14 protein-coding genes and 1 pseudogene are annotated in these 17770 nt (G+C 51.1%); 14 read left to right on the top strand and 1 reads right to left on the bottom strand.

What is annotated here, in order from left to right:
* The first annotated feature begins 2 nt into the window (after positions 1 to 2).
* From hypD to ACLHV9_RS19535, 7 genes are all read left to right on the top strand, one after another.
* A complete protein-coding gene (hypD, locus tag ACLHV9_RS19505; protein WP_407220994.1) occupies positions 3 to 1124 on the top strand; it encodes a hydrogenase formation protein HypD in 1122 nt (373 codons plus the stop codon).
* On the top strand, positions 1121 to 2131 hold the full coding sequence (gene hypE / locus ACLHV9_RS19510) for a hydrogenase expression/formation protein HypE (protein WP_208594092.1): 1011 nt from the start codon (positions 1121 to 1123) through the stop codon (positions 2129 to 2131). The genes hypD and hypE overlap by 4 nt, the downstream gene beginning before the upstream one ends.
* Positions 2132 to 2186: 55 nt before the next feature.
* Positions 2187 to 4259 carry a formate hydrogenlyase transcriptional activator FlhA gene (flhA, locus tag ACLHV9_RS19515; RefSeq protein ID WP_028016844.1) on the top strand — a complete coding sequence of 691 codons (2073 nt, stop codon included), beginning with the start codon at positions 2187 to 2189 and terminating at the stop codon, positions 4257 to 4259.
* A 154-nt stretch (positions 4260 to 4413) separates the two neighbouring features.
* Positions 4414 to 5412, top strand: a complete 999-nt coding sequence (locus ACLHV9_RS19520; protein ID WP_028016845.1) for an ABC transporter substrate-binding protein — start codon at positions 4414 to 4416, stop codon at positions 5410 to 5412.
* Complete coding sequence (locus ACLHV9_RS19525) at positions 5412 to 6449, top strand: FecCD family ABC transporter permease (RefSeq protein ID WP_049006131.1); 1038 nt, start codon at positions 5412 to 5414, stop codon at positions 6447 to 6449. The genes ACLHV9_RS19520 and ACLHV9_RS19525 overlap by 1 nt, the downstream gene beginning before the upstream one ends.
* Positions 6449 to 7210 (top strand): ABC transporter ATP-binding protein, encoded by a 762-nt coding sequence (locus tag ACLHV9_RS19530; protein WP_028016847.1) that lies wholly within the window; start codon positions 6449 to 6451, stop codon positions 7208 to 7210. The genes ACLHV9_RS19525 and ACLHV9_RS19530 overlap by 1 nt, the downstream gene beginning before the upstream one ends.
* Positions 7211 to 7226: 16 nt before the next feature.
* Positions 7227 to 8447, top strand: a complete 1221-nt coding sequence (locus ACLHV9_RS19535) for an MDR family MFS transporter (RefSeq protein ID WP_028016848.1) — start codon at positions 7227 to 7229, stop codon at positions 8445 to 8447.
* A gap of 5 nt (positions 8448 to 8452) precedes the next feature.
* Here ACLHV9_RS19535 and ACLHV9_RS19540 read toward each other — a convergent pair whose 3' ends face one another.
* Positions 8453 to 8797, bottom strand: a complete 345-nt coding sequence (locus tag ACLHV9_RS19540) for a nitrous oxide-stimulated promoter family protein (RefSeq protein WP_108091032.1) — start codon at positions 8795 to 8797, stop codon at positions 8453 to 8455.
* Positions 8798 to 8972: 175 nt separating this feature from the next.
* On the opposite strand from ACLHV9_RS19540, the gene ACLHV9_RS19545 reads away from it, so the two are divergent.
* The 7 genes and pseudogenes from ACLHV9_RS19545 to ACLHV9_RS19575 all read left to right on the top strand — a co-directional run bounded on the left by ACLHV9_RS19545 (position 8973) and on the right by ACLHV9_RS19575 (position 17646).
* A complete protein-coding gene (locus ACLHV9_RS19545; RefSeq protein ID WP_028016850.1) occupies positions 8973 to 9203 on the top strand; it encodes a SymE family type I addiction module toxin in 231 nt (76 codons plus the stop codon).
* A gap of 324 nt (positions 9204 to 9527) precedes the next feature.
* A pseudogene (locus tag ACLHV9_RS19550) lies at positions 9528 to 9986 on the top strand (Fic/DOC family protein); the annotation flags it as partial.
* A 69-nt stretch (positions 9987 to 10055) separates the two neighbouring features.
* Positions 10056 to 11176 (top strand): IS3 family transposase gene (locus ACLHV9_RS19555; protein WP_407220995.1). Its coding sequence is split into 2 segments (ribosomal slippage): positions 10056 to 10314 and positions 10314 to 11176, totalling 1122 coding nucleotides; the frame shifts between segments, so codons are not numbered across the junction.
* A 1176-nt stretch (positions 11177 to 12352) separates the two neighbouring features.
* Positions 12353 to 13084, top strand: coding sequence for a fimbrial protein (locus ACLHV9_RS19560; protein ID WP_250365909.1), 732 nt, complete (start codon positions 12353 to 12355; stop codon positions 13082 to 13084).
* A 40-nt stretch (positions 13085 to 13124) separates the two neighbouring features.
* Positions 13125 to 13625, top strand: coding sequence for a CS1 type fimbrial major subunit (locus tag ACLHV9_RS19565; RefSeq protein ID WP_250365910.1), 501 nt, complete (start codon positions 13125 to 13127; stop codon positions 13623 to 13625).
* A gap of 53 nt (positions 13626 to 13678) precedes the next feature.
* Entirely contained in the window at positions 13679 to 16393 is a 2715-nt protein-coding gene (locus ACLHV9_RS19570) for a TcfC E-set like domain-containing protein (RefSeq protein ID WP_257247491.1), read from the top strand.
* A complete protein-coding gene (locus ACLHV9_RS19575; protein WP_257247492.1) occupies positions 16390 to 17646 on the top strand; it encodes a CfaE/CblD family pilus tip adhesin in 1257 nt (418 codons plus the stop codon). The genes ACLHV9_RS19570 and ACLHV9_RS19575 overlap by 4 nt, the downstream gene beginning before the upstream one ends.
* Positions 17647 to 17770: the final 124 nt, after the last annotated feature.

Below are 17770 nucleotides of genomic sequence, written 5' to 3' on the forward strand. Positions count from 1 at the left end.
AGATGCGTTACGTTGATGAATACCGCGCGCCAGAACAAGTGATGCAGCTAATCAAACACCTGAAAACGCGAGCAGCCCTGCTGGACTACAGCGCAGCAAAACCGCTGCGCATTATGGAAGTGTGCGGTGGGCATACCCATGCCATCTTCAAATTTGGTCTCGACCAGCTTCTGCCAGAGAACATCGAGTTTATTCACGGCCCTGGCTGTCCGGTGTGTGTTCTGCCAATGGGACGAATCGACAGCTGTATCGAAATCGCCAGCCAGCCCGACGTCATTTTTTGCACCTTTGGCGACGCGATGCGTGTGCCAGGGAAAAATGGCTCACTATTGCAGGCTAAAGCGCGCGGAGCGGACATCCGGATCGTCTACTCGCCGATGGATGCCCTGACGCTGGCAGCGGATAATCCCACCCGTAAAATCGTGTTTTTCGGTCTCGGTTTTGAAACCACCATGCCGGCCACGGCAATCACGCTACAGCAGGCCAGAGCCCGCAACATCAAGAACTTTTTCTTTTTCTGCCAGCACATTACGCTCATCCCCACGTTGCGTAGCCTGCTGGAAGAACCAGGTAACGGCATTGACGCTTTTCTGGCACCGGGCCATGTCAGCATGGTCATCGGTACAGACGCCTACGGTTTTATTGCTGAACAGTACAACCGTCCATTAGTGGTGGCTGGTTTCGAACCTCTTGATCTACTGCAAGGCGTGACCATGCTGGTTGAGCAGAAAATAGCAGCCCTGAGTACGGTGGAAAATCAGTACCGCCGCGTCGTACCTGACGCAGGCAATACACGCGCTCAGCAAGCCATTGCGGAGGTGTTTAGCGTCGAAGGCGACAGTGAATGGCGCGGCCTGGGACTGATTGCCGAATCCGGCGTGCGTCTGACGCCTGCGTATCAATCATTCGATGCTGAAGCGCATTTCCATCCGCAACCACAACAGGTTTGCGACGATCCCCGGTCTCGCTGCGGCGAGGTCCTCACGGGCAAGTGCAAACCTCATCAATGCCCGTTATTTGGCAACACCTGTAACCCGCAAACGGCGTTTGGCGCGCTGATGGTCTCCTCAGAAGGAGCGTGTGCCGCGTGGTATCAGTATCGCAATCAGGAGTGTGAAGCATGAGCACGGTGGAAATGGCGCATGGCAGCGGTGGACAGGCAATGCAGCAGCTGATTAGCAGGCTGTTTATGGAGGCTTTTAACAACCCCTGGCTCGCTGAGCAGGAAGACCAGGCGCGTATTGATCTGGCAACCCTCACCGCGCAAGGCGACAGGCTGGCGTTCTCCACCGACAGCTATGTGATTGACCCGCTGTTCTTCCCGGGCGGCGATATCGGCAAGCTCGCCGTCTGCGGCACGGCAAACGACGTCGCCGTCAGCGGTGCCGTTCCGCGCTACCTCTCCTGCGGGTTTATCCTCGAAGAGGGATTGCCGATGGAGACGCTCACAGCAGTGGTCAACAGTATGGCGCAGACCGCTCGCGAGGCGGGGATTGCCATCGTCACAGGTGATACCAAAGTGGTGCAGCGCGGCGCAGCCGATAAGCTGTTCATCAACACCGCCGGCATGGGGGCGATCCCTGCCAATATTCACTGGGGGGCACAACAGCTTAACGTCGGCGACGTGCTTCTCGTAACAGGAACGCTGGGCTGTCATGGAGCGACTATCCTTAACCTGCGCGAAGGTTTAGGGCTGGATGGCGAACTGCGCAGCGACTGCGCGGTGCTCACCCCGCTTATTCAGACACTGCGTACCATTCCGGGCGTAAAAGCCCTTCGCGACGCCACCCGTGGCGGCGTGAATGCCGTGGTACATGAGTTCGCGGCAAGCTGCGGGTGGGGTATTGAACTTAGCGAGCGAAGTCTGCCTGTTAAGCCTGCCGTTCGCGGCCTGTGTGAATTATTGGGCCTTGATCCACTCAATTTTGCCAACGAAGGCAAGCTGGTGATCGGCGTTGAACGCCACGTCGCTGACGTGGTACTGAACATGCTGCATGCGCATCCTTTAGGGAAAGAGGCCGCCATTATTGGTGAAGTGGTTGAGCGCAAAGGGGTGCGCCTGACCGGGATTTTCGGCGTGAAACGTACGCTGGATCTGCCGCACGCTGAACCTTTACCCCGTATTTGCTAGGCCGCGCCATAAGCGGCCAGCGTGGAATTTTTGCTCGTTTCTACTGGAAAGCACTATGCCATATACACCAATGAGCGATCTTGGACAGCAGGGCCTGTTTGATATCACGCGCACACTTTTACAGCAGCCCGATCTCGGTGCGCTGAGCGATGCCCTGGCACGTCTGGTCAGACAATCGGCGCTGGCAGATAGCGCCGCGATTGTGCTCTGGCATAGCGGAACGCATCGTGCGAGCTATTACTCCACGCGTGATAATGACAAAACGTTTGAATACGAAGATGAAACCTATCTCGCTCATGGCCCAGTGCGCCGTATTCTCTCCCGGCCTGAAATCCTGCACTGTAATTTTGAGGAGTTCCGGCAGGCCTGGCCGAAGCTGGCGGAAAGTCCTCTCTATCACTCTTTCGGTCATTACTGCATGTTGCCGCTGGCCGCGGAAGGTCATATTTTTGGCGGCTGCGAGTTTATCCGCACAACCGACCAGCCCTGGAGCGAGGCGGAATACGAGCGTCTGCACACCTTTACCCAGATTGTGGCGGTCGTCGCGGAGCAGATCCAAAGCCGTGTCACCAATAACGTCGATTACGACCTGCTGAGCCGCGAGCGCGATAACTTCCGCATTCTGGTCGCTATTACCAACGCCGTGCTTTCCCGGCTTGATATGGATGAACTGGTCAGCGAAGTCTCGAAAGAGATCCACCACTATTTCAAAATCGATGCCATCAGCATTGCGCTGCGGGGGCATCGTAAGGGCAAGCTAAATATCTACTCCACACACTACCTCGATGAAGCCAACCCGGCTCACGAGCAAAGCGAAGTGGATGAAGCGGGTACGCTGTCTGAGCGAGTCTTCAAAAGCAAAGAGATCCTGCTGCTTAACCTTGACGAGCAGGATCCGGTAGCACCCTATGAGCGGATGCTGTTTAACACCTGGGGCAACAAAATTCAGACCCTATGCCTGCTGCCGCTGATGTCTGGCAATACCATGCTCGGCGTGCTGAAGCTGGCGCAATGTGAGGAAGGGGTGTTTACCACGGCCAACCTGAAGCTGCTGCGCCAGATCGCCGAGCGAATCTCCATCGCGCTGGATAACGCCCTGGCCTATCAGGAGATCCACCGTCTGAAAGAGCGGCTGGTGGATGAAAACCTGGCCCTGACCGAACAGCTCAACAACGTGGACAGCGAGTTTGGTGAAATCATCGGGCGCAGCGACGCGATGTACAGCGTCCTCAAGCAGGTGGAGATGGTGGCTCAAAGCGACAGTACGGTTCTGATCCTGGGCGAAACTGGCACGGGTAAAGAGTTGATTGCCCGCGCCATCCACAACCTGAGCAACCGCAATGGTCGCCGGATGGTGAAAATGAACTGCGCGGCTATGCCTGCGGGTCTGCTGGAAAGCGATCTTTTCGGCCACGAACGCGGGGCGTTTACCGGTGCCAGTAGCCAGCGCCTGGGTCGTTTTGAGCTGGCGGACAAAAGCTCGCTGTTCCTCGACGAAGTCGGCGATATGCCGCTGGAACTGCAGCCTAAACTACTGCGGGTATTACAGGAGCAAGAGTTTGAACGTCTTGGCAGCAACAAGCTGATCCAGACCGACGTGCGGCTGATTGCCGCCACCAACCGCGACCTGAAAAAAATGGTCGCTGACCGCGAGTTTCGCAGCGATCTTTACTATCGTCTGAACGTCTTCCCGATCTTCCTGCCGCCCCTGCGCGAACGCCCGGAAGATATCCCTCTGCTGGTCAAAGCCTTTACTGCCAAGATCGCGCGCCGGATGGGGCGAAACATCGACAGTATTCCTGCCGAAACGTTGCGCACACTCTCGTCTATGGAGTGGCCCGGCAATGTGCGTGAGCTGGAAAACGTCATTGAACGTGCGGTGTTACTAACGCGAGGTAGCGTGCTGCAACTGTCCCTGCCTGAGGTGACCCTTTCTGACATGACCGTGCCCACCGCCGAGATAGCGAAAGAGGGAGAAGATGAATATCAGCTCATTATGCGCGTACTGAAAGAGACCAACGGTGTGGTAGCCGGGCCAAAAGGGGCGGCCCAGCGTTTAGGGTTAAAACGGACCACTCTGCTGTCGCGTATGAAGCGGCTGGGAATTGATAAAGAGAGTCTGGTTTAAGCTGTCATTCCGGCGGTGTTTTCCTGACACCGCCTTTTATTACCCTGCGCAATTGTCCCTCATTGACACAAAATCGTTTCCTCTGTATAAAATTCCGCCTTAATAATGAGTTTCATTTGCATCAAAAAATAATGTTAATGATGGGTAGCATTTCATGAAAAAGATCTTCTGCGCGTTAGGCCTGGCGGTTGCGTCGGTCAGTTCTGCTCTGGCAACCACGTATCCTCTGACAATTGAAAACTGTGGCTATAAAGAGACGTTCACCAAAGCACCGGAACGCGTCGTGGCCCTGGGTCAGAACACCGTCGAAATTTTGCTTCTGCTGGGTCTGGAGGATAAGGTGAAGGCCAGCGCCTTCTGGCCGACCAAAGTGCTACCGCAGCTGGCGGAACAGAACGCGAAAATCAAAACCCTGACAGTTGAAATCCCTACCCTTGAATCCGTGCTTGCGCAAAATCCTGACTTTGTCCCCGCCCAGACGCCGCTGCTGCTGGGGCCGGAAAGTAAGGTCGCAAAACGCGAAGACCTGATGACCCTCGGCGTGAACAGCTACGTGTCACCGGGTATGTGCGCGACCAAAAAAGCCACCGGCGATATGTATGGCAGCCGCCAGAAGCTGTGGGATATGACGTATCTCTATCAAGAGATTGAGGATTTCGCCAAAATCTTTAACGTTGAAGATCGCGGCCAGGCGGTGATTGCCGATTTCAAAAAACGCGAGGCCGAGCTGCGTAAGGAATTCGGCAAGAATAAAAAAGACCTTTCGTTTGTCTTCTGGTTCTCCAGCTCATCCCCTTCTGCAGATGCTTACGTCGGTGGTAAAAATAGCCCCTCCGGGTTTATCGCCAGCCTGATGGGTGGTCATAACGCTATTACGTCCGAGACCGAATGGCCAACCGTAGGTTGGGAAAGCATTATTGCCGCAAATCCGGATGTCATCGTGGTGTCCAGCCTGGACCGCAACCGCTGGGCGCTGGATAACGCGGAAGAAAAAATCAAATTCCTGAAGAACGATCCGGCGGTCAGCCAGCTGGATGCGGTGAAAAAAGGTCATATCGTAGTGATGGACGGCCAGGCGATGAACCCGACGATTCGCACGATTTACGGGGCTGAGCAGGTCGGCGAACAGCTCAGAAAGCTGGGGCTGAACTGATGACCGTCGCTGTTCTTCAGGCCCGACAGGGACTGGTTCTGACAACGTCATGTTTGCTCGCGTTTGTACTGTTATTTCTGGTCATCGCGCTTGGCGTCAGCGTCGGCGAGCTGTCCATCCCACTGCAAAATGTCTTATATGCTATCAGCAATAAAATGGGGCTTACCCAGGTTCCGCTCAATCGCATCTATGAGAGTGTTATCTGGGACTTTCGCCTGAGCCGCGCGCTGGTGGCAGCCTGCTGTGGCGCGGGGCTGGCCATCTGCGGCGCAGTATTACAGAGCCTGCTGAAGAACGCGCTGGCGGAACCTTACGTGCTGGGCGTATCTGCAGGTGCGTCTACCGGCGCGGTTTCCGTCGTGGTATTGGGTATCGGCACCGGTGCGGTGTCGCTCTCTGCGGGCGCGTTTGCCGGGGCGTTTGCCGCCTTTGCCTTCGTCGCCTTCCTGACGAACGGTGCGCGTGGCGGTAATGAACGGACCATTCTGGCAGGCGTAGCCGCCTCTCAGTTGTTCAACGCCATTACCGCCTACACCATCAGCACCTCCGCCAGTGCCCAGCAAGCGCGTGATGTCATGTTCTGGCTGTTGGGCAGCTTCAGCGGCGTTCGCTGGCCTGAATTCCAGCTGGTGCTGGTGGTGGTACTCATTGGGTTAGCCGTTTGCCTCTACTATTCCCGGGCGCTGGATGCCTTTACCTTCGGTGATGATGCCGCCGCGTCCCTGGGCATTGCCGTCCCCTGGGTGCGCCTGACACTCTTTACCACTACCGCGCTGATTACTGCCACAATCGTCAGCATGGCGGGCTCCATCGGCTTTGTAGGGCTGGTGGTACCGCATGTGATGCGTTTCCTGTTTGGGCCGCTGCACCGCACATTGCTGATTGCCAGCGCGCTGGCAGGGGCGATCCTGATGGTGCTGGCAGATATCGCCTCACGCATGCTGATTGCCCCGCAAAGCCTGCCCGTAGGCGTGGTGACCGCGCTGGTGGGTGTACCTTTCTTTGCCGTGATTATCTACCGCTCAAGGAATAAGTGATGAGCATCTGCGCTGAAAATATTACCTGGAAGGTAGGCAAAAAAGTCATCGTTAATGACGTCTCTCTGAAGGTCTCCCGGGGTGAAACCGTCGGGCTGCTAGGACCAAATGGCTGCGGTAAATCCTCGCTTTTGCGTATCCTTGCGGGCCTTCGTCGCCCGGACATCGGCAGCGTAACCCTGGACGGGCAAGATATTTCCCGGATAGCCAAAAAGCAACTCGCCCGCCGGGTCGCCTTCGTTGAGCAACACGGGATGACCGATGCGAATATGCGCGTACGTGACGTGGTAAAGCTCGGTCGTATTCCGCACCACTCCCCTTTTTCAAACTGGAGCACGCACGATGACGAGACCGTCACCGCTGCCCTGCAACGCGTGGACATGCAGGATAAAAGCGACCAGGGCTGGCTGAGCCTGTCTGGCGGTGAACGCCAGCGGGTGCACATTGCCCGTGCGCTGGCCCAGACTCCCACTGAAATCCTGCTGGATGAACCGACAAATCACCTGGACATTCACCATCAGATGCAGTTAATGCATTTGATCAGTGAGCTGCCTGTCACCAGTATTGTCGCTATCCACGATCTCAATCATGCTTCGATGTTCTGTGATTCGTTGATTGTGATGCAAAAAGGGCAAATCGTGGCCACGGGAACACCGCAGGAGATCTTATCCGAAGAGCTGCTCTGGGACGTCTTCCGGGTAAAAACCAAAATTGAGATCTCGCCGTTCCATGGCAAAAAGCACATTCACTTTATCGTTTAGGGGCAAGTAAACAACGATGTCCCTTCGCCCTGCCACCACACTCTGGCCGCCCGTTTTACTGGGTAGCCAGTTTGTTTTTAACATTGGTTTTTATGCCGTTGTCCCCTTCCTGGCGATATTCCTGCGCGACGATATGCTGCTCTCCGGCGGGCTGATCGGGCTGATCCTGGGGCTACGCACGTTCTCCCAGCAGGGGATGTTTATTGTCGGGGGGGCGCTCTCGGACCGCTTTGGCGCGAAAGTCGTGATCCTGAGCGGGTGCGTTATCCGCGTCGCGGGCTATCTGCTGCTGGCCTTCGGGCAATCTCTGTGGCCCATTATTCTCGGTGCATGTCTGACCGGCATCGGCGGAGCATTATTCTCCCCCTCCATTGAGGCTCTGCTGGCGAAAGCGGGCACGCACAGCGAGGCGAAAGGAAAACGTAGCCGGGCGGAATGGTTTGCTCTCTTTGCTGTCTGTGGTGAGCTCGGTGCAGTGCTGGGCCCGGTTGCGGGAGCTCTGCTGACGGGGCTTGGTTTCCGCCAGGTGGCGCTGGCAGGTGCGGGGGTCTTTATCATTGCGCTAGTGGTGCTCTACTTCTGCCTCCCAGCTTCACACCACCGTTCACAGACGCTACACATACAGCCCTGGTGGACAACGTTCCGCCAGCCGCGCTTTGTCGCCTTTATCATTGCCTACAGCTCGTGGCTGTTAAGTTATAACCAGCTTTATCTGGCGCTGCCGGTGGAGATCCAGCGTTCTGGTGGTAACGAGAAAGATCTCGGCCCACTTTTTATGCTGGCCTCCATTCTGATCATTACCTTACAGTTACCGCTGGCGCGTTTTGCCCGACGCGTGGGCGCGGTGAGGATCCTGCCTCTGGGCTTTTTACTGCTCTCCACCGCCTTTGCGAGCGTAGCGATGTTTGCCCCGATGACGCCGCCGGAAGGCTGGCTTCGCTTACTGCCCTCAGTCTGTTTTGTGACGCTGTTGACGCTGGGACAGATGCTGCTGGTGCCATCGGCAAAAGATCTCATTCCGCGGTTCGCCGTGGAATCAACGCTTGGCGCGCACTACGGCGCACTCGCCACCGCCGGAGGCATTGCGGTACTGGCAGGAAACTTGTTGTTTGGCAGCATGCTGGATCGCGCGCTGGTGCCCTCAACGCAGGCAATGTATCCATGGCTGCTGCTGGCCCTTTTCCCACTCTGCAGCGCGCTGGCCCTGAACGTGATTTGCCGCCCACTCAGAAGCTGAACCAGTCACTTTTTCGGGCGATACTTCACCGGTAGCTCCGGCACGGGACGGCGGTCATCAATCAGATGGCGGATAGTCAGAATGGGATGACGCCACAACATACGCGGGCCAGCCCAGCGCATGACCTGCTTCATCTCTTCACGTCTGGCAGGCTGATAGCAGTGCACCGGGCACTGCTTGCAGGCGGGTTTTTCTTCACCAAATACACACTTATCCAGGCGTTTATCGGCATAAGCCTTAAGCGCCTGATAATAATCCTCTTCCTGAGAAGCCTGTGGACACTGCTTTTCATACAACGCGATCATTTTCGCAATTGTCTCTTTTTCTCGTGATATGCGTTTTCCAGACATAACGACTTACCCAGCAATAAAGTGCATTAATAATACATTTTTAAACTCCAGATTTCAGTTGTTGCATTCCTTTTTCTGAAGCCTGATTCCAGTATTAAGCCTGCACCACATGAAAATCACTGGTATTTTATACAGGCATCAGAAATGACTATTGTCCGTGCTGCCAGGAGGCCCTATGCAAGAGATCGTGATAACCAAACCCTACCGCCATTTGAAAGTGGGATATTTCAGAAAGCGTCATGAAGACCGTAAAACCAAGATACCAAAGCGTTACAGCGTGCATGCTGCGCTGAGCTTAAAAGGTGACTGGCTTGAACAAGCAGGGTTTACCACAAATTCCCAGGTCAGAGTGGGCATAGAGCATGGAAAAATTGTCATTGAGTTAATGCCGGAAGGCACCTCGTAAAGCGCGACATTTTTCTGCGCCGTATCTTTTTTTCATGCGACAATAGAAGGAACAAACGGCCACTCAGCCGATCAAAACGGTTTATTTTCAAAGAAATGGACATCATAACTCCATGAGCACAATCGACAATTTCGACGCACATACGCCGATGATGCATTAGTGTGTTAATGCTGATTATTAAAGATTATTTTCCACCAGAGAATAAAAACTACATTTTAACCTACGCTTTTGTAACCATCTGATTTTACGAATATTGTTTACTGTACTCATCCAGCGTTATAATCCCTCTGTTTTTCCATCCCTCTAATAACACAGGGCATCTCCATGAGCCGATACCATGTATCCAGCAGTGAAGGTCAGTATGAGAAAGACTCTGGTGAGCAAGTTATGGCTAACAAGCTGGGGATCGCAACTTCTGATGAGATGGATGAGGCTGAACTTGTCCTGTTAGAACAACTCTACCAGTCTGTTTTTGAAGAACAGTTCCCGGAAGGACAGCTCAGCGTAGCCATGCTAAAAAGCTGGCATCGCCGCTGGTTAGGCAACATCTACGAGTGGGCTGGACAAGAAAGAGCGGTTAATATCAGCAAAGGCGGCTTTATGTTTGCCCCCTCAGCACAGTTGCCAAAACTACTGAACGAATTCGACACTAAGTATCTGGCTCAATACACACCGTGTAGCGGCATGGACGAAGAACGACTCATCACCGCTATCGCCATCCCCCATGTCGAGCTGATACTTATCCATCCATTCAGAGAGGGAAACGGACGCTTGTCGCGACTGACCTGCTCCCCGTTGATTAATACACCCCGATGTTAGTAATGTCTTCATAAGCCACATGAGGACATCCCCATGAAGAAGCGTTTTTCCGACGAACAGATCATCAGTATTCTTCGCGAAGCGGAAGCCAGAGTTTCTGCCCGTGAGCTCTGCCGTAAGCACGCCATTTCCGATGCCACTTTCTACACCTGGCGCAAGAAGTTTGGTGGCATGGAAGTTCCTGAGGTGAAGCGGCTTAAATCTCTTGAAGAGGAGAACGCCCGCCTCAAGAAGCTACTTGCCGAAGCCATGCTGGATAAGGAGGCACTTCAGGTGGCTCTGGGGCGAAAGTACTGACGACAGACCAGAAGCGGGAAGCCGTTGAGTTTATGTGTGATGCGACCGGTCTGTCGCAACGTCGTGCCTGCAGGCTTACAGGTTTGTCCCTGTCGACCTGCCGCTACGAGGCTCAGCGTCCGGCAGCTGATGCGCATTTATCAGGGCGCATCACTGAGCTGGCACTGGAGCGCAGGCGTTTTGGCTACCGCCGCATCTGGCAGCTGCTGCGTCGGGAGGGCCTTCACGTCAATCACAAGCGGGTATACCGTATTTACCACCTTAATGGACTGAGCGTAAAACGCAGACGACGCCGTAAAGGGCTGGCAACCGAACGGTTTCCGCTTCTGCGCCCGGATGCGCCGAACCTGACATGGTCGATGGATTTCGTTATGGACGCACTGGCCAACGGTCGGAGGATCAAGTGCCTGACCTGTGTGGATGATTTCACGAAGGAGTGTCTGACAATCACCGCTGCTTTCGGTATTTCAGGCGTTCAGGTCACGCGTATTCTGGACAGCATCGCGCTGTTTAGGGGCTATCCGGCGACAATAAGAACCGATCAGGGCCCGGAATTTGCCTGCCGCGCGCTCGATCAATGGGCCTTTGAGCATGGTGTGGAACTACGGCTTATCCAGCCAGGTAAGCCAACGCAGAACGGATTTATTGAGAGTTTTAACGGACGCTTTCGCGATGAGTGTCTGAATGAACACTGGTTCAGCGATATTCTTCATGCCCGGAAAACGATTAATGACTGGCGGCAGGATTATAACGAGTGCCGTCCCCATTCATCGCTGGATTACCAGACACCAGCTGAATTCGCAACGGACTGGCGAAACAGGAAATATGAAGAAAAACCAACCGACATTACTAACTGAAGGTTGTATCTAATCCTGGGGGCAGGTCACCAGGCCCGGCACTTTAAGACTAAAAGTCGACAATTGTCTACTTTTGCAGATTTTTAGTTCGAATGATAAAGATAATCATTGACTTAGCCATAAAGAAAAAAACCCGCCATCATTTTAGCTTCAGGTAAACAGGCGGGTTAAGCTGATGCGTGAGTGATGTTGATTTCGTCATGGTGGAGTGAAGATATAGCTGGCTTGAGGTATCGCTCCGGCAGGGCCAACATCTTTGACGGCTCGTCCGGTTTCGACAGAGATGAGAAGGTAATAACCCGAGTGGCAAGGTAGCTGAGACACTCCCCTTAGCTCCGAATAGTTAATATTTACAATGCGCACAATCTATTAATAAACCTTCTTCAACAAATATTAAATCATTCTTTGAATGCAGGTCACATATAAAGAACCATCAATTCCATAAATGGAACAACACATGACATAAAGCACTACGGCAAGGTTAAAAAACACGCCATGAGGTTATTTATTAAGCATGCTTTATTTTTAAGATAATTCAAACACTATCATTATTTAATAACGCTTTTAAATAAAATAGAAATGAAAAATTAACGCACTAAAAAAATCAAAACACCTTATCAATACACTTCGTTAATGATGAAAAACAAGATCATAAAATCCATTACTCAATGTTAAAATAAAAATCTAAACCCTTCTTCAAAAGTTATCCTTCATCAATTTCAATCTCTCCCTTCCACGGGTAATGAAAGGACAACAAAAAAGCACTAAGTAATTGATTTTATTGAATTTAATTTATAAAAATTAAAATCATAAATCTCCCTATCAAAAGAAACGTGAAAAAAAACACAATAAGCCCTCCCTATGGAAAGATACCGAACACCGTGCCTAACCTGCTCGTATTTAAAATTAACAACCACCCCACTCCTATAAAAAGTTAGACATCGATTTTAAATAACATAACAGCATTCAAGATCTAAGAAAATCAACATCATTCAAATCCGCTCAAGAAATTCAAAAAAGTAAGATTAATAATAAAACCCTATCACCTCATCAAAAACAGCGTTGAATTTCCGCAAGATACTTCATACACTCCTCATAAATTATGAAGGTACAGAAAATGTTTAGTAATCTGTAGACAATAACATTGTCTCTTCGAGTACAACTGGGATGTAAACAATGAATATCTTTACGCGTATTTCTATTACTTTGCTCTTATCTTCTATTTGCCCTCTCACCCAAGCGGGAATGACGGTATACCCAATGGAGATCTCGTTAGGGACAAAGGGTGCCGATAAAATAAGAGTGATCTCGCAGGATGATAACGTTCAGTTTGTGAAAGTCATATTGAAAAAAATCGCTGAGCCAGGAACGCCAAAAGAACATGAGATCGATGCGACTGCAGAGGATAAAAGTAACTTTATCATAACGCCGCAAAAACTGGCTTTAGCCGCAGGCAGCGAGCGTATTGTACGCCTTGTCTCGGTCATGCAGCCAGAAAAAGAAACGACATGGCGAGCCTATTTCGAAAGCGTTAGCGAGGATGTCTTCAATCATTCAGAAATGGCACCGGCAAAAGGAACTGCCTCAGCAAATGTTGGTGTGAATGTTATTTGGGGTGCACTGATACACGTCGCGCCAAAAGAAGTAATTGCGAGTCTGAAGTACAAAAACAATACATCTACCGTCGTCAATGATGGAACTATTCGTGTGCCGGTAAAAGAAATAGCAACTTGTGATGATGCAGGAAAATGCCGTTGGGTTAAAACGAATATTACCGTTTACCCAAATACTGACATTAGCTTTCCTGGCATGACGTTTGCCAGTAATAAGCATTACAAAATTAAATATATAAACTGGCTTAGCAGAACAACAGAAGAGATTTCATTACCTGCCCAGCTGGTCAATTAACCGCTCTCCATCATGGAGAATCAAACTAAAGGAATAAACAATGAAACGTAATATTAAATTAGCTCTAATGGCATCTGTGCTGGCGACAGCTTTTAGCGTGAACGCTATTCAGAAAGACATTACCGTTACCGCCGATATTGATCCGACCATTGATGTGACTTTGGCCGACGGCACTCCACTGCCAGCATCCATCGCCATGCAATACCTGCCAGGTAAAGGTTTGTCCGCACACACTGAAAGCATTAAGTTCTGGGCAAACGCGACGGATAAAGATCTCAGCCTGCGTCTGGTTAACGCACCAGCATTGACCGATGCAACCGGTGGTACCTCTATTCCTCTTAGCGTTACCGTTAATGGCACCAAATTGACTACCACAGCAGCAACTCTGCCATATGCATCAACCTTCCCATCGGGTATTGCTAATGGTTCTTCCGCGCTGCCTCTGGTTATTGCTCAGGAAACCCCGGGTACCGTTGCAAATGCAGGTATCTACAGCGGCGTTGTTAGCCTGGTGGTAACGCAAGCAACCACTGGTGTTTAACTGAAAATAATGGCGGGGCACTAGCCCCGCTATATAGTTAACGGAAACGATCAATGAAGCTCAGGTTAAAACCTTTAGCAATAATGACTGCGTCCTTGCTGGCTTCCTTTCTAGCAGAATCTGCCATTACAATCCCTGAAGGTTTTGAAGAATTAGCTGAAGGCCAGGTTATCATGACCGAAGTTTTTGTATACGGGCAAACACTTGGTGTATTTCAGAGTCGCGTTGATTTAGAAAATGTACAGTTTATTCAACCTGAAGCGGTGGCATCTGCCGTCAATAAAATGTTTCCAGACACACCTGAACTTTCTGCTACTTTGGGACAAACCCTTAATCGTCTCCTCCCAAGAAACAGCAAATTTTCTTGCAGCTCTAACGGGGGCGCACCGGGTTGCGATTTTTTAAAAACTGACTCCGTTGAGATCATTTACGACGAAAACAATACCATTGTTTATCTTTTCCTGCCCGATCGCTATTTACGACATAAAACGGTAGATACAGAATACTATGTTCAAAGCGTTGAAAGTCGAAATGCGTTTGTGCATCAGCAAAATATCAATTTTGTTACTGATAAGAATTACCAGTCAGCCTCAATTCAAGGCAATGGTTCTCTTGGCGTTACAGAGAATGGCTATCTTAACATCGACTGGAGCTGGATGGGCCAGCGTTATCGCTCAGAAAACGCTCACCACACCGATGTCCATAACGCTTATTTTCGTCAGGATCTGCTGAAGCGCTATTACCTTCAGGCAGGGATCATGGATGCACGGGATATTTTTAATAATGCCGGGGGGAATATTAACCTCAGTCAGTTGCCGCTGCGCGGTATCCGCGGTGTCCGTGCCGGGTCCACGCTTGCCTGGATGAATATGGATAAGTTATCCAGAGGAACACCAATCAACGTATTTTTATCGCGTGATTCACGGGTCGATGCTTATCGTAATGGACAACTGCTCGCGTCATTTTACCTGAAGGCTGGGGTGCAAGAGCTGGATACACGCTCATTCCCGACAGGCAGCTATGGCGTGACTTTACAGGTCTATGAAGATAACCAGTTGGTCAGAACGGAATCCGTCCCCTTTACCGCAACCGGTCAGGCAACAATGAATGCCACACACTGGTTTTTGCAGGTGGGTGTCCCTGGTGATAATCAGTCGGAAGAAGATAGACATGATCATCATGTCATACATGCAGGAATCAAAATCCCCCTGTCAGAGAATGCCTCCGTGACGGCTGGCGTGGCAGATTTTAGCCGTGCACGCTTTTGGGAAGGGGCTATCGACTGGACGCATGGTTTTAATTTCGGTTTGATTGACGGTCTGATGACCGTAAGAACCAGTTATCTTTACGGGAATGAGGGCTCCAGAGGGAATGTTCAGCAATTAAATTATAATGATGGCTTTTCATTAAGCTTTTATCGCACCTCGATGACCGCGGCCGACTGTAACGTTCAGAATAAACATCGATACAGTTATAACGGGTGCTATCAAAGTAACAATGTCTTATTTTCCGTCCCGTTTTCTCAATGGTATGGAACCTTGGGTTATTCCAGGGCGAAAAATGAAGGCCGCTACGTATATCGTCACGAGCTTACGGAAGACTATCAGGAAGATAGTCTCATCTTACCGTGGGAGAAAGTTTATCAAACACATTCCCGTAGCCAGACATGGCAGGCGGGGCTGTCGCGATCGTTTAGCCTGAATAACCTCAACCTGAGCACAAGTATCAATGCGTTTATGCGCAATGATAGTGGGCTGGCTAACCGCGACAAAGGCATGTTTTTCACTCTAGCTGTGACACAATCTCATGCACAGCAGCATGGTAAACGCGGCACGTCATCGGCCGGTGTTGAGTGGAGAACCAGCAAAAATACGGCGGATCAGCTGAGCTACCATGCAGGTTACAGTTTATATACTGATGCCAGCGGCAGGAATGAAATTGGCGGCTCCGTCTATGGGCTCAACACGGACAACGTGAGTTCAACACTCTACGGACGTACGGATGGGCAGTATGGCAGCGGTTCACTGACGCTGAGCGATGCCTGGCTTCACAGGACACATCAACACGCCCTAAGCACAAGTGGGAACTACAGTTCTTCATTGGTGATTGACCGGGCTGGCCTTTCCTTAGGCCGCTGGGGAGGTGGCGCTCCGGCATCCGCCATCATTGTGGGGGTAGAGCAGGACGACGGCGAACATAACTCGCTTGTCAACGTGTCTCTGGATAACGGCTCAAGCAGCGACGTACATGGACGTCGCAAAGCCCTCTTTACTCTCCCTGGTTACCAGGAAACCGCGCTTAAGGTAGGAGAGTCACTCTCTATTCCTGACGGTGTCAGCAGTGAAATCAGTAAAGGTACAGGGACGAAAAAAGTGTTTATGACCCCGGGTAAAAGCATCAATCGCAAAGTACATGTTCGCACCCGCTACACCTGGCTCGGCATGCTGAAAGATGAAAAACATCAGCCTCTCGAAGGTGGTATTCCACTGAACGTCATCTCCTGGACCCCTTTGGGAGAAGGTCGCTTCACGCTGGAAACCAGCAAACGCATCAAAGACCTGTATGTCATGAAAAATAACGCCTTCTGGCAATGCGGGATGAAAGTCGAATCAATACGCGATGTGGTGCGTAATGTCGGCACGTCCCTGTGCAAAAGCACAGATTTCGCAGCGCTTCCGGGAACTGAGCGTAAACAGGTAGAGCTCATGACCGCAGGAATACGGCAGAAAATAGAACAAACCGTAATGGCAGGGAAGAACGACGAGTGAAAATTTCACGCTTACTAAACAATCTCTTACAGAAATACGTCTTCCGCATTAAGCTGAATTCTATAATGTTATCCAACGCTATCATTGTTGGATTACTGAGCGCCCCTGGGCTTTATGCCGCTGAGGTTAAACCATCATCTCAGTCATTAACGATCAGCGCGGATCTCGATAAGAATGCGTTGCCTGCAGAAGTTGTCATATTTGATAATATTTTCGCAGGCCAGTCTTCAACGGCAGATGTCTCTATACCTCTGTGGGCACCGCCTGCAACAACGCGCCAGCGAAATAATATTTTAATCTGCATGACTTCTGATGTGGCATTTGGTTACTGCAGGCAAACAGCATATTGGGGCTCACTGACGGCCACAACGCCTCCCATTCTGGGCAATACAATTTCGCTGCAGTTCAAGCAAAAGGGGACGGGTAAAACCGAGATTCTCTCATTATATGCTTTTCGTCATGGAGCAGGAACGACGCCGCAAAGCCCATGGAATGCCGCGGCTCCGCAAAACCTGACCACACCGATCACAATGAGAGTCACCATTCCCAAAACCGAACTGGCTAAACTCACGCCGGGAACAAAAGACCAGCCCTGGCAGGGGACGCTTTATACGCTTCTGAGTCAATATAAGCAATGCCCGACCTGGAACACCGTGCAGGGCTGTCCGGTTTTCGGAGCCAGCTCCGGGGCAGAAACATGGGTGGCGACGATTACCCTAACTTTCACTGAGACGGGGAAACAAGAAATCTTTTTCCCAGACTTTGGCACTGGCCAGCCCATCATCGATTTGGGGAGTTATAGCCTTGCTTCCCCACCAACCGGCAGCGTAAATAAAGATCTCGATATGTGTCTGTACGATGGGAATAATTCAAGTGCCAGCCAAATCAATCTACTGTTCAGTGATGAAGGAAAAGCCGCACCAGGCAGATCCGCCGGTGCTTTTTCAATCTATAACCCGAATGGTAAAACCGATGCAGCTAATCGAATCGACTACACCCTCAGTATTGTCGATCCGAAAACAGGAATGCTCTCACCTATTAAGAATGGCACTCAAATCCAGTGGACTGGCGTTAGTGCGAACGAAGGAAAGGTAAAAACGCGTTCGGTGTCGATACCCGGAATCCCTGGCGTAGTGCAATGTGTTCCTGCACCGCTAACATTCACCATGCCAAAATTCCTGTTGTCCTCTAAGGAAAAGGGAAAATATTCTGGAAAGTTGAACATTATATACTCCACTGGTACTCAGTCATGATAGACGATGTCTATCACCCATTCTGTATTTTTGTTCTATCACCTTAGGTTGTAAATATCACTTCCCCTCAGCCCTAATGAAAATACATTTAGATAAACAGGCACGGAAATTTTTCTTTGCCTGT

Origin of the sequence: Enterobacter sp. CPE_E890 (assembly GCF_046521475.1) — a bacterium.
Lineage (GTDB): Bacteria > Pseudomonadota > Gammaproteobacteria > Enterobacterales > Enterobacteriaceae > Enterobacter > Enterobacter adelaidei.